The 12,132-nt window shown below is 63.5% G+C and carries 12 protein-coding genes and 1 rRNA gene; 9 read left to right on the forward strand and 4 right to left on the reverse strand.

Translation table 11 applies throughout. The features are described 5' to 3' along the window. The first annotated feature begins 2 nt into the window (after window positions 1-2). The 8 genes from rrf (at window position 3) to RF641_RS15475 (ending at window position 8,963) form a co-directional block, all read left to right on the forward strand. A 5S ribosomal RNA gene (rrf, locus tag RF641_RS15440) occupies window positions 3-119 on the forward strand. A 262-nt stretch (window positions 120-381) separates the two neighbouring features. Continuing rightward, window positions 382-1,164, forward strand: a complete 783-nt coding sequence (locus tag RF641_RS15445; RefSeq protein ID WP_082123728.1) for an SDR family oxidoreductase — start codon at window positions 382-384, stop codon at window positions 1,162-1,164. 206 nt (window positions 1,165-1,370) lie between these two features. Then, on the forward strand, window positions 1,371-3,344 hold the full coding sequence (locus tag RF641_RS15450) for a M13 family metallopeptidase (RefSeq protein ID WP_082123729.1): 1,974 nt from the start codon (window positions 1,371-1,373) through the stop codon (window positions 3,342-3,344). Between the two features lie 76 nt (window positions 3,345-3,420). Continuing rightward, the gene (lysS, locus tag RF641_RS15455; protein ID WP_053797147.1) at window positions 3,421-4,980 is read left to right on the forward strand and encodes a lysine--tRNA ligase; all 1,560 of its coding nucleotides are present in this window, start codon (window positions 3,421-3,423) and stop codon (window positions 4,978-4,980) included. Between the two features lie 5 nt (window positions 4,981-4,985). Continuing rightward, a complete protein-coding gene (locus RF641_RS15460) occupies window positions 4,986-5,153 on the forward strand; it encodes a hypothetical protein (RefSeq protein ID WP_181728182.1) in 168 nt (55 codons plus the stop codon). Between the two features lie 136 nt (window positions 5,154-5,289). After that, window positions 5,290-5,610 (forward strand): histone-like nucleoid-structuring protein Lsr2, encoded by a 321-nt coding sequence (locus tag RF641_RS15465; RefSeq protein ID WP_047117705.1) that lies wholly within the window; start codon window positions 5,290-5,292, stop codon window positions 5,608-5,610. Between the two features lie 264 nt (window positions 5,611-5,874). Continuing rightward, window positions 5,875-8,388 carry an ATP-dependent Clp protease ATP-binding subunit gene (locus tag RF641_RS15470; RefSeq protein ID WP_047117706.1) on the forward strand — a complete coding sequence of 838 codons (2,514 nt, stop codon included), beginning with the start codon at window positions 5,875-5,877 and terminating at the stop codon, window positions 8,386-8,388. Window positions 8,389-8,498: 110 nt separating this feature from the next. Beyond that, window positions 8,499-8,963: a hypothetical protein gene (locus tag RF641_RS15475; protein ID WP_161449867.1), complete on the forward strand. Its 465-nt coding sequence runs from the start codon at window positions 8,499-8,501 to the stop codon at window positions 8,961-8,963. Here RF641_RS15475 and RF641_RS15480 read toward each other — a convergent pair. From RF641_RS15480 to RF641_RS15495, 4 genes are read right to left on the reverse strand one after another with little or no spacing between them, the layout of a single operon-like run. After that, window positions 8,960-9,406 (reverse strand): iron chaperone, encoded by a 447-nt coding sequence (locus RF641_RS15480; protein WP_053797150.1) that lies wholly within the window; start codon window positions 9,404-9,406, stop codon window positions 8,960-8,962. The two genes, RF641_RS15475 and RF641_RS15480, sit on opposite strands and share 4 nt — an antisense overlap. An 11-nt stretch (window positions 9,407-9,417) precedes the next feature. Beyond that, window positions 9,418-9,825: a VOC family protein gene (locus RF641_RS15485; RefSeq protein ID WP_424573552.1), complete on the reverse strand. Its 408-nt coding sequence runs from the start codon at window positions 9,823-9,825 to the stop codon at window positions 9,418-9,420. A gap of 48 nt (window positions 9,826-9,873) precedes the next feature. Further along, complete coding sequence (locus tag RF641_RS15490) at window positions 9,874-10,272, reverse strand: helix-turn-helix domain-containing protein (RefSeq protein WP_047117710.1); 399 nt, start codon at window positions 10,270-10,272, stop codon at window positions 9,874-9,876. Between the two features lie 3 nt (window positions 10,273-10,275). After that, window positions 10,276-11,493 (reverse strand): MFS transporter, encoded by a 1,218-nt coding sequence (locus RF641_RS15495; RefSeq protein WP_424573553.1) that lies wholly within the window; start codon window positions 11,491-11,493, stop codon window positions 10,276-10,278. Window positions 11,494-11,624: 131 nt separating this feature from the next. Between RF641_RS15495 and RF641_RS15500 the strand changes: the two genes are divergently transcribed. Beyond that, window positions 11,625-12,131 carry an amino-acid N-acetyltransferase gene (locus tag RF641_RS15500; protein ID WP_047117660.1) on the forward strand — a complete coding sequence of 169 codons (507 nt, stop codon included), beginning with the start codon at window positions 11,625-11,627 and terminating at the stop codon, window positions 12,129-12,131. Window position 12,132: the final 1 nt, after the last annotated feature.

Below are 12,132 nucleotides of genomic sequence, written 5' to 3' on the forward strand. Positions count from 1 at the left end.
GTTACGGCGGTCATAGCGTGGGGGAAACGCCCGGTCCCATACCGAACCCGGAAGCTAAGGCCCATTGCGCCGATGGTACTGCACTCGTGAGGGTGTGGGAGAGTAGGTCACCGCCGGACTTAACTTGGTGCGTGTGGTCCTGGACTTGTCAGTCCGGGGCCGCACGTGGTTAACGGGAGGCCCTGACACGTCATGTGTCGGGGCCTCCCGCTATTTAAAACCCCGATTCCGGGCCGATAATTGACTTAGACAATGGAGTTCCGGACCAAGATTGATTTCCTGCTAAACGCCTTTTTGTCGCTAACCTGTTCTTAAGCGCTCACCGCGAACTCATTTCCGCGGTTCAGCGACAGACATCGAGATGAATCGAGGACTCAGGTTTTGAGAACTTACATCGTAACTGGAGCAGGATCCGGAATCGGCATGGCAACCGCAGAACTTCTGCGCGAACGCGGCCAGAAGGTGATCGGCGTGGACCTTCGCGGTGCTGAAATCACCGCAGATCTCTCTACCCCCGAGGGACGCAAGGCTGCCATTGAAGAGACGCTGCGCTTGAGCGAGGGCAAGATCGACGCAGTGATCGCAGCTGCTGGCATTTCCGCTCCCAAGGCGCTGACCGTTGCCGTCAACTTCTTCGGCGTCACCCAGTACCTCGAGGGACTGCTGCCGGCACTGTCTCAGTCCGAGGCCCCACGCGTTGCCGTGGTGTCCTCGATGGCGTCGCTGCAGCCGAACTCGGTCGAGCTTGTCGACGCCCTGCTGTCGGGCGACGAAGACGCTGCACTGGCCATCGGCAAGTCCCTGGAAGAGCAGGGCCCGAGGACTGGCTACCTGAACTACCCGTCGTCCAAGCGTGCCCTCAGCCGCTGGGTCCGCCGCGAATGCATCACCCCCGCCTGGGCCGGCGCCGGCATCCCACTGAACGCCGTGGCGCCAGGCACCGTGATCACCAACATGACGCGCGAGATGCTTTCGACCGAAGAGGGCCGTGCCGGCGTTGACGCCCACGTGCCAATGCCGCTGAACTACCACTCGGAAGCGGTTGTCATCGCCAAGCTGCTGCTCTGGCTGACCAGCGAGGAAAACACCCACGTCACCGGCCAGACCATCTACATCGACGGCGGCGCGGATGCCTCGCTGCGCGGCGATGATATCTGGAGCTGATTCTAGGCACGCGAAGCCTGCTGACCGCAGCGAACTGTTGCGGATTTCAGGCTTTCCCATGTATCTGCTGCCCCGAACACCATGGTGTTCGGGGCAGCAGCTGTTTAAGCCGTGGGTGGAGGACTCCCGGAGCCGAACCCTATTTCAGAAGAACTGGTTACAGTGTGTAATAGGTTTAGCCCGATCTTCTACGAAGGAGCAGCTCCTTGACTACCGAATTGCCTGATGTCCTGAAGTACCGCGACGACGCCATTCGCCCGCAGGACGACCTGTACCGCCATAGCAACGGCAAATGGTTCGAGACGGCGACCATCCCCAGCGACCAGGGCATTTACGGCTCCTTCATGGAACTGCGCGACGAGGCCGAGGCCGCTGTGCACGCCATCATCGAAGACGCGGTCGCCGCGCACCAGTCCGGTGCCGAGATCGACGGCGCAACCCGGCGCATCGCCCACCTCTACGGGTCCTTCATGAACGAGCAGATCATCGAGGAGCGCGGCGCGGCCCCGGTGGCCAGCTACCTGGAAGCCATCACCCAGGTCCAGGACGTCCAGGGACTGCTCGAGCTCTCCGGCTCGTTCTACCGCAAGGGCATCAGCGGCTTCGTCGACATCGGCGCGATGAGCGACGCCGGAGACCCGGACCGCAACCTGCTGACCTTCCTGCAGGCGGGGCTTGGCCTGCCGGACGAGTCCTACTACCGCGAGGAGCAGTTCGCGCAGACCGTCGCGGACTACCGCGAGCACCTTGCGCGCCTGTTGGGCCTGGGAGGCATCGAGAACGCCGAATCCGCCGCGGAATCCGTGGTGCAGCTGGAAACCGCCATCGCCTCCCACCACTGGGACCGGGTCAAGGTGCGCGACGCGCAGGCCCGCTACAACCTGCTGACCGGCGAAGACCTGTTCGGCCTCATGCCGGGCCTGCGCGCCTGGCTGGATGGCGCCGGCATCGATCAGAAGTACTTCGGCGAAGTGGTGGTCTGGCAGCCGAGCTACATCGAGGCGCTCTCGGGGCTGCTGGCGGAGCAGCCGCTTCAGGCCTGGAAGAACTGGCTGACCGTGCAGGTGCTGCGCTCGTTCGCGCCGTACCTGTCCAGCGCATTCGTGAATGAGAACTTCGCCTTCTACTCGGCCAAGCTGGGCGGCGTGGAGAAGCTCAAGGACCGCTGGAAGCGCGGGGTTGCCTTCACCGAGGGCGCCGTCGGCGAGGACCTTGGCCAGCTCTACGTGGCCCGGAACTTCCCGCCGGAGGCCAAGACCGCCATGGACGCGCTGGTACAGCGCCTGATCGAGGCCTACCGGATCTCCATCAGCAACCTGCCGTGGATGGGCGCGGACACCGTGCAGAAGGCTTTGGACAAGCTCTCCAAGTTCCGCCCGAAGATCGGCTACCCGGACCAGTGGATCGACTACTCGTCGATTCAGACCGACGAGCTGGACGTGATCGCCAACCGTGCAGCCGCCAACGAATTCGAGTTCAAGCGCGAGCTGAAGAAGATCGACGACGGGGTGGACCGTGAGCTGTGGTTCATGTACCCGCAGACCGTCAACGCCTACTACCACCCGCTGCTGAACGAGATCGCCTTCCCGGCCGCGATCCTGCGCCTGCCGTTCTTCGACGTCGACCGCGACATCGCCTCCAACTTCGGCGCCATCGGCGCGGTGATCGGCCACGAGATCGGGCACGGCTTCGACGACCAGGGCTCGCAGTACGACGGCAGCGGCCAGCTGACCAACTGGTGGACCGACGAGGACCGTGCAGCCTTCGAGAAGCTCACCGGCAAGCTGGTTGACCAGTACAACGCGCTGAGCCCGACCGAGGCCCCGGACCACCAGGTCAACGGCGCGCTGACGCTGGGCGAGAACATCGGCGACCTGGGCGGGCTGGGCATCGCCTACAAGGCCTACAAGCTCGAGCTCGCCGCCAACGGCATCGTCGAGGACGAGGTCATCGACGGCGTCACCGGCGACCAGCGCTTCTTCTATTCGTGGGCCGAGTGCTGGCGCACGCTGATCCGCCCGGAGACCGCGGTCATCCGGGTGACCACCGATCCGCATGCGCCCGGGGAGTTCCGCTGCAACCAGGTGCCGAAGAACCTGGACGCATTCCACAAGGCCTTCGAGACCAAGCCGGGGGACGGCATGTGGCTTGATCCGGAGGATCGTGTAGTGATCTGGTAGACCGATTGCCGGGCGCGGAAGGCACAGGCCTTCCGCGCCCGGCGCGTTAACCGCGCTGTGAGGTGTAAGTCTGGTCATGATCAGGCCAACACCCCCGGAATCACACGTAGAATGGGATACTGTGACTTCCGAAATTAATTCCGCACAGGCCCCTGATCCGAACGACCAGCGTCAGGTCCGCACCGATAAGCGCAACCAGCTGCAGGCACTTGGTGAGGAAGCCTACCCAGTTGGCGTTGCCCGCACCCATTCCCTGCAGGAGGTCCGCGAAAAGTACGCGCACCTGGAAGCGGGCCAAGAGACCGAGGACGTCGTCGGCATTGCCGGCCGCATCGTCTTCATGCGCAACACCGGCAAGCTGTGCTTCGCCACCCTTCAGGAGGGCGGCCCGCAGGGCGTCGGAGTCCGCCTGCAGGTCATGCTCTCGATGGCGAACGTCGGCGAAGAGCGCCTGGCCCAGTGGAAGTCGCTCGTCGACCTGGGCGACCATGTTTTCGTTTCCGGCAAGGTCATCTCATCGCGCCGCGGCGAGTTGTCCATCATGGCCGACTCCTTCCAGATGGCGTCCAAGGCGCTGCGCCCGCTGCCGGTGCTGCACGCCGACCTGAATGAGGAAACCCGCGTCCGCCAGCGCTACGCCGACCTGATCGTTCGCAACGAAGCCCGCGAGATGGTCTACAAGCGCGCCGCCATTGTCCGCGCCGTGCGCAACACCCTGGAGAACCACGAATACGTCGAGGTCGAAACCCCGATGCTGCAGCTGGTGCACGGCGGCGCCTCGGCCCGCCCGTTCAAGACCCACCTGAACGCGTTCGACCAGGAAATGACCCTGCGCATCGCGACCGAGCTGTACCTCAAGCGCTGCGTCGTGGGCGGCGTGGACCGCGTCTTCGAAGTGGGACGCATCTTCCGCAACGAAGGCGTCGACTCGACCCACTCGCCGGAGTTCACCACCCTGGAGTGCTACGAGGCCTACGCCGACCAGTACGTCATGGCCGACCGCATCAAGGAGATCATCCTCAACGCGGCGGACGCCATCGGTGCCGGCCGCACCATCGAGACCTCCAAGGGCACCGTCAACCTCGACGGCGAATGGCGCTGGCTGAGTGTCTACCCGGGCCTGTCGGAAGCTGTTGGCGTTCAGATTACCCCGGAGACCGAGGCCTCGGTGCTGCGCGAGATCGCCGAAAAGCACGAAGTGAAGTTCGACCCGGCCTGGGGCGCCCAGAAGCTGGTCATCGAGCTGTTCGGCGAGATCGTCGAGCCGACCCTGATCGACCCGACCTTCGTCTGCGACTACCCGCCGCTGGCCCAGCCGCTGGCACGCCCGCACCGTTCCAAGCCGGGTGTCATCGAAGCCTGGGACCTGATCATCGGCGGCATGGAGCGCGGCACCGCCTTCTCCGAGCTGATCGACCCGGTCATCCAGCGCGAGCGCCTGACCGAGCAGTCGCTGATGGCCGCCGGCGGGGATCCGGAAGCCATGCAGCTGGATGAGGACTTCCTGCGCGCACTTGAATACGGCGCCCCTCCAATGGGCGGCATCGGCCTGGGCATCGACCGTCTGGTCATGCTGTTTACCGATGTAGGTATTCGCGAGACAATCTTGTTCCCACTTCTCAAGCCGGAGGCGTAATTACCATGCCATTTGTAGAGGCGTTCGTTCCCAGCATCGCGCTTGGATTGCTTTTTTGGTACGTAATGAAAGCACTTACCAATGCAGACCGTAAAGAGCGGCAGGCGGAATCAGAAGCGGATGCGCTAATTGAGAACCGAACTGAATCGGATACTCGTTCAACGCGCGAATAAGCTATTCCTGATAATTCCTTGTGAATTGATCTTCTAATTCGAAATGTTTCGTATTAATGTCTATACTTGAGCTACGAAATTGGAGTAACGCTTGCAAGCACTACTCAACGACATTAGAGCCGGAGGGAATTCTCAAATGGCACGTCAGGTTCAAATTGCGCTGATTGATGATATTGATGGCAGTGAAGCAACCGAATCCATTGCCTTCAGCATCGCTGGTCAGCATTTTGAGATCGATTTGAACGATGAGCACGCTGCGCAATTCCATGCGGCCTTGGAGCCTTATATTGAGGCAGCGCGCTCCTCGAAGCAGACCGCAGCGAGTGAAGCCCCGGCAATTCGTGCCTGGGCCAAGGAAAACAACATCAAGGTAAACGCCCGTGGGCGCCTGAATGCCGATGTTGTCGACGCCTACAATGCAGCAATGCGCAAGGGTGGCCGCAACCGCGCCAAGTAATGCGAGCGCTAGGAATAAGCCTCTATTTTAGGAAGCCCGTACTTTTTAAGTGCGGGCTTCCTGCTTTAATCACTTGCTGAAGAAAATTTCTCTCGCTATTTACTTGGTGTACTAATAAATGAATTTCTATCTACTTGCGGTTATCTTCTCGAACCGAAGCGAACGCGAAGCGGCCGCATCGGTTATCCCCGTGGCGAACAAGGGAGAATTGCTGGCCCCGGGTGCGTAGCATCGAACTATTGGTAAGCAAGGAGTGTGCCGAAGATGTTTGAGAGATTTACCGACCGTGCCCGTCGAGTTGTCGTGCTCGCCCAGGAAGAGGCGCGCATGCTCAACCACAACTACATCGGCACCGAGCACCTGCTGCTCGGTCTAATCCACGAAGGCGACGGGGTGGCCGCGAAGGCCCTCGAGTCGCTGAATATTTCGCTGGGTGCCGTCCGTGAGCAGGTTCAGGAGATTATCGGCAAGGGCCAGCAGGCTCCTTCCGGTCACATCCCGTTCACTCCTCGCGCCAAGAAGGTTTTGGAGCTCTCGCTGCGCGAAGCGCTGCAGCTGGGCCACAACTACATCGGTACCGAGCACATCCTGCTCGGGCTGATCCGCGAAGGCGAGGGCGTCGCAGCCCAGGTGCTGGTCAAGCTCGGTGCCGACCTCGGTCGTGTGCGCCAGCAGGTCATCCAGCTGCTCTCCGGATACCAGGGCGGCAAGGAAACTGCCTCGGCCGGCGTCAGCTCGGGCGGCCAGCAGGAAGGCGTGCCGGCAGGCTCGGCAGTGCTGGACCAGTTCGGCCGCAACCTGACCGCGGCAGCCCGCGAGGGCAAGCTCGACCCGGTTATCGGCCGCGAGCACGAGATGGAACGCGTCATGCAGGTTCTCTCCCGCCGCACCAAGAACAACCCGGTCCTGATCGGTGAGCCGGGCGTCGGCAAGACCGCAGTCGTCGAGGGCCTCGCCCAGTCGATCGTGCGCGGCGACGTGCCCGAGACCATCAAGGACAAGCAGCTGTACACCCTGGACCTCGGTTCGCTGGTGGCAGGCTCCCGCTACCGCGGCGACTTCGAGGAACGCCTGAAGAAGGTCTTGAAGGAGATCCGCACCCGCGGCGACATCATCCTGTTCATCGACGAGATCCACACCCTGGTCGGTGCCGGTGCCGCAGAAGGTGCCATCGACGCGGCGTCGATCCTCAAGCCGATGCTGGCCCGTGGCGAGCTGCAGACCATCGGTGCCACCACCTTGGACGAGTACCGCAAGAACATCGAGAAGGATGCGGCCCTCGAGCGCCGCTTCCAGCCGATCCAGGTCAAGGAACCGTCCGTCGAGCTGACCACGCAGATCCTGCGCGGCCTGCGCGACCGCTACGAGGCGCACCACCGCGTGACCATCACCGACGGCGCGCTGCAGGCAGCGGCCCAGCTGGCGCACCGCTACATCTCGGATCGCTTCCTGCCGGACAAGGCGGTGGACCTGATCGACGAGGCCGGCGCGCGGCTGCGCATCCAGCGTATGACCGCTCCTCCAGCCCTGAAGGAGATGGACGAGGAGATCGCCACCGTCCGCCTCGAGAAGGAAGCTGCCATCGACGCGCAGGACTTCGAGGGCGCTGCATCGCTGCGCGACAAGGAGTCCAAGCTCATCGAGGCCCGCAACGAGAAGGAAAAGGCCTGGCGCAACGGCGACCTTGACGAAATTTCCGAGGTCACCGAGGATCTGATCGCCGAGGTTCTGGCGAACTCGACCGGCATCCCTGTCGTGAAGCTGACCGAGGAAGAGTCCACACGCCTGCTGAACATGGAAGACGAGCTGCACAAGCGCGTCATCGGCCAGGATTCGGCCATCAAGGCCATCTCCCAGGCAATCCGCCGCACCCGTGCAGGCCTGAAGGACCCGAACCGCCCGGGCGGCTCGTTCATCTTCGCCGGCCCGACCGGCGTGGGCAAGACCGAGCTGGCCAAGGCGCTGGCGGAGTTCCTCTTCGGTGAAGAAGACGCGCTGATCACCCTGGACATGTCCGAGTACTCGGAGAAGCACACCGTTTCCCGTCTGTTCGGTGCCCCTCCGGGCTACGTCGGCTACGAAGAAGGCGGTCAGCTGACCGAGAAGGTCCGCCGTCGTCCGTTCTCCGTGGTGCTGTTCGACGAGGTGGAAAAGGCCCACGCGGACCTGTTCAACTCGCTGCTGCAGATCCTGGAAGACGGCCGCTTGACCGACTCGCAGGGCCGGGTGGTGGACTTCAAGAACACCATCATCATCATGACCACGAACCTGGGTACCCGAGACATCTCCAAGGGTGTCATGACCGGTTTCCAGGCTTCGGGCGATACCCGCACCGGCTACGAGCGCATGCAGGCCAAGGTCCAGGAGGAGCTGCGCCAGCACTTCCGCCCTGAGTTCCTGAACCGCGTTGACGACATCGTGGTCTTCCCGCAGCTGAGCCAGGAAGAGATCGAGGAGATCGTCGACCTGTTCATCGGACGACTGCGCAAGCGTCTGGACGAGCGCGGCATCACCATTGAGCTGACCGCCGCCGCCCGCACCCTGCTGGCACAGCGAGGCTACGACCCGGCCATGGGCGCCCGCCCGCTGCGCCGCACGATCCAGCGCGACATCGAGGACCAGCTCTCCGAGAAGATCTTGTTCGGCCAGATCGTCACCGGCCAGAAGGTCACCGTGGACGTCGAAGGCGAGGACGAGCAGCGGAAGTTCGTCTTCCACGCCGAAGGCGGCCCCGGTGAACTTGAAGGCGAACCGGCACCGGCAGCGCTGGAAAGTTAGGGCAAGCACTAAACAACCCGCGGGGCGCGGACCTGGAGCAATCCAAGTCCGCGCCCTGCGGGCTTTAACATTCCTTGGGCAACCGGCCTGCTGGCCGGTAGGCTCGGAATATGTCTGCAGCTCGCAAATATTCCATATTGCTGATCGGGCCCGGCGCAGCGCTGCTGCTCTACGCAGGGTCCTATCTGCTACTGCGTGCGGGTCTTCCCGCCCAGCTGGTCCGCCACCTCGGGCCGGAGGGGGCAGGCTACGGTTCGACGCCCCTGGTGCTGGGGGTGGTTGCCGCGATCGCTGCGGCTGCGTTCGGCATCGGGGTTTGGACCTGCAACGACCTCACATCGCTGGGGCACTGGTATGCCGGACCCAAAGCGATCGTCGTGTGTTTCCTGGCTGCCGGCTACGCGGTCCTGGCCTTGGGCCTGGGAATGATGCTGGCTGCCAGCATCCCCGGAGCCGAAGACCAGGGCGCGAACGTGATCGGATTCAGCTTGCTCGCGCTGCTAGCGGGTTTTAGCGCCGCGGCCGCGGTGCTGAGCGGAATCCTGCCCGCGGCGCGGCCGGAGGCCCTGGGCTAGTTTCCGACGGCCTTGCCGACCAGCGCGGCGACCTGCGCCTCGAGCCGTTCGTCCAGCGAGGTGATGGCGTAGGCGGTCGGCCACATGCTTCCCTCATCAAGCTGGGCCGCGTCGTTGAACCCGAGGGTCAGGTAGCGGGCCCCGAACTTCTCCGCGTCCTGGATGAAGCACAGGATCTGTCCGTCCAACGCGTAAGCGGGCATCCCGTACCAGGTCCTGGGCTCGAGCTGTGGCGCGGTTGTGGTGATGATGTGGTGCAGCCGTTGGGCGATTTCCTTGTCGCTTCCGCTGTAGGAGGCGATCTTGACTTCAACGTCCTGGCGGGCTTGGGCCGCTTTTTCGGCTTTGGTCATGCGCTTCTTCGGGGCGCGGACCTCCGCCGCGCGTTCTTTCATGGCCGCTTTCTCCGCGGCGCTGAAGCCTTCCTGATCGGTGGTGGTCATGATGTTTGCTCCTAAGCTGCCTGATTGATGCGGATCATGTTGCCCGACGGATCCCGGAATGCGCAGTCGCGTGGTCCCCAAGGCTGCTGCATGGGTTCCTGCAGCACTTCGGCCCCGCCTGACGACAAGGAGTCGAACAGCGAATCGAGATCCGGCACGGTGAGCACCAGCCCTCCCATGGCGCCCTTGGCGACCAGCTCACCGAGCGCTTGCGCGTCCTCGTCGGAGCGGCCCGCGCCAGGCGTCGAGAGCACCAGATTCAGGCCGCCTTGGGCAGGGACGGACAGCGAGACCCAGCGGAACCCTGCGTTGGATACGTCGGAGACCATGTCCAGCCCCAAACCGTCACGGTAGAAGCCGAGGGCTTCGTCCACGTCCAGCACGGTGACCGGGATGTATTGCACTGAAATGTTTGTCATGGTTTCAGGCTAGGGGAGCCTGCTGCCGCGACGCTTCTCCAAAACTGCTCAGAATCTTTCGGGCCGCAGAAGGACCTTGGCAATGCATGACGGGATCTGTTCGGTCTGCGAATGCTCGCGTTCCCGGTAGGCCGAGGGGGACTCCCCGACGACTTCGGTGAAGCGGGTGCTGAAGGAGCCCAACGACGTCCATCCCACCTGCATGCAGGCATCCGTGACTCCCACCCCGGCACGCAGCAGGTGCATGGCCCGTTCGATGCGCCGGGTCAGCAGGTAGGAGTGCGGAGTTTCGCCGTAGGCCCGTTTGAACTCGCGCGAGAAGTGCGCCGGGGACATGAGCGCGCGCTGAGCCATGGCGGGCACGTCCAGCGGCTCTGCATAGTGCCGGTCCATCAAATCCCGTGCCCGGCGCAGGTGGGCCAGCGTTTTCAGCATCTTGGCATCCATGGGCTAGGAGCTCCTGCGGCGCCGGAACACCAGGAACAGGCCGAGCAGGGTGCAGCTGAGGTAGATGCAGACCACGGCGATCCAGCCAGCGGTGAAGCCGCCCGGGGAGCTGATCAGCAGGCCCATGGCCAGCGGGCCAATGGTGAATCCGCCGAACTGCCCTGCCGAGACGATGCCGCTGGCGCTGCCCATCCGGCTGATTGGAATGGCGCGCAGCAGGGCGGCCATCAACACCACCGAGACGCCCAGCGCCGACGCGCCGTGAAGCACCACGGCAAGCCACAGAAGCACGGCCGAATGAGCCTGCTGGGCCATCAGGAAGCCGAGGCCTCCGGCGGTGGCGAGCACTGCGAGCAGGAGCAGCAGCTTCGGCGCGGGAACGCCGCGGGACATCATCCTGCCCCAGCCCACGCGGGCGCTGACGCCCACCACTCCGGCCACTGCGGCGGTGAGGCCGCCTGCAACCAGCGAGAAATCCAGTTCGCGCACCGCAAAAAGCGGGATGTAGACGTTCGTCGCTTGGACGCCGATGCCGTTGATGAAGCCGAAGAGGGCCAGCGCGAAAACGATGAAGCGGGTAGAGGCGGTATCCGGGCTGGCCGCCTGTCCGGACACCGAGCGGGGCGCCGCGGGCGCCGGAGCCTGCAGCAGCGGGACCGCCGAGACCACCTTGATGGCAAGAACGCCCAGCAACGCGGCGACCACGGCGCCAATCAGCGACGCGCCGTGCCAGCCGATGACCGCAGCGAGCATAGGGAAACCCACGCTGCCGATCAGCTGGGACACCTGGACGCCGGACTGCTTGATGCCAGTCCAGGCGATGCGTTGGTCCTTCGGCACCCGCTGGGCGAGAATGCGGTTGGTGACCCCGTTGGGAAATGACTGGGCGAAGCCCGAGATGCCGGAAGCAACCAGCAGGAAGGCGTACCCCGCCGGCAGCGCGGCAAAGCCCATGGCCAGCGCGGCCATGCCGAAGACCAGCAGGAGCAGCCGGATATCGGGTTGCCGATCGGCGAACTGGCCGAACGCCACGTTGCCGATGGCTGCGCAGCCGAAGCACACGGTGGCGAGCAACCCGAACTGGGTCTCGCTGATGCCCAGATCCCTGATGACCAGGTCGCTGGTGGCACTGAGTCCGTAGTTCAGCAGCGGGGCGATGCCAACCGCTGCAAGAAGGATGGATAGCAGCCCCATTCCCGGGCGAGCTGTGCTCTGCGACATTCTCATCCTTCACTTCAGCCGGTAGTCATCACCGACACCAAGTTTGGCACAGGTCACGTGGCACGGTGCGCTCCGTGACATATCGGCCGCGAAGCTCGAATCCATGATCCTGCGGGCATAGGATTTGAAAGGTGAATACTTTTACCGTCCGTTCAGCGAAGACCACCGATGTCCCTGCAATCCGGAACCTCGTGCGACCACTGGCCGAGGAGCGCATTCTGCTGGACAAGGAAGCGGTGACCTACTACGAGTCCATCCAGGAATTCGTGGTCGCTGAAGACGCAGACGGGAACGTAGTCGGTTGCGGCGGTCTTCACGTGATCTGGGAAGACATTGCAGAGATCAGGACCTTGGCCACCTCCGCAGATCTGCGTGGCAAGGGCGTGGGGCACGTACTGCTTAAGGAGCTGCTCCAGAGGGCACGCCAGGTAGGGGTGCACCGTGTCTTCTGCCTGACCTTCGAGGTGAAGTTCTTCGAGCGCCAGGGCTTCAGCGTCATGGCCGACCAGAGCGCCGTGGACCCGTCGGTGTACCAGGAAATTCTGTTGTCCCGCGACGAGGGTGTGGCCGAATTTCTGGACTTGGCTAGGGTCAAGCCGAATACGCTGGGCAACACCCGGATGATTATTTCCCTCTAGC

Source organism: Arthrobacter sp. 'calajunan', assembly GCF_046940185.1.
GTDB classification, from domain to species: domain Bacteria; phylum Actinomycetota; class Actinomycetes; order Actinomycetales; family Micrococcaceae; genus Glutamicibacter; species Glutamicibacter soli.

Coding starts and splice junctions, on each gene's coding strand:
- RF641_RS15465 (WP_047117705.1), top strand. CDS start 5,290: ATGGCACGTCAGGTTCAAATTGCGCTGATTGATGATATTGATGGCAGT.
- RF641_RS15470 (WP_047117706.1), top strand. CDS start 5,875: ATGTTTGAGAGATTTACCGACCGTGCCCGTCGAGTTGTCGTGCTCGCC.
- RF641_RS15485 (WP_424573552.1), bottom strand. CDS start 9,825: ATGACAAACATTTCAGTGCAATACATCCCGGTCACCGTGCTGGACGTG.
- lysS (WP_053797147.1), top strand. CDS start 3,421: ATGATCAGGCCAACACCCCCGGAATCACACGTAGAATGGGATACTGTG.
- RF641_RS15460 (WP_181728182.1), top strand. CDS start 4,986: ATGCCATTTGTAGAGGCGTTCGTTCCCAGCATCGCGCTTGGATTGCTT.
- RF641_RS15490 (WP_047117710.1), bottom strand. CDS start 10,272: ATGGATGCCAAGATGCTGAAAACGCTGGCCCACCTGCGCCGGGCACGG.
- RF641_RS15480 (WP_053797150.1), bottom strand. CDS start 9,406: ATGACCACCACCGATCAGGAAGGCTTCAGCGCCGCGGAGAAAGCGGCC.
- RF641_RS15475 (WP_161449867.1), top strand. CDS start 8,499: ATGTCTGCAGCTCGCAAATATTCCATATTGCTGATCGGGCCCGGCGCA.
- RF641_RS15495 (WP_424573553.1), bottom strand. CDS start 11,493: ATGTCGCAGAGCACAGCTCGCCCGGGAATGGGGCTGCTATCCATCCTT.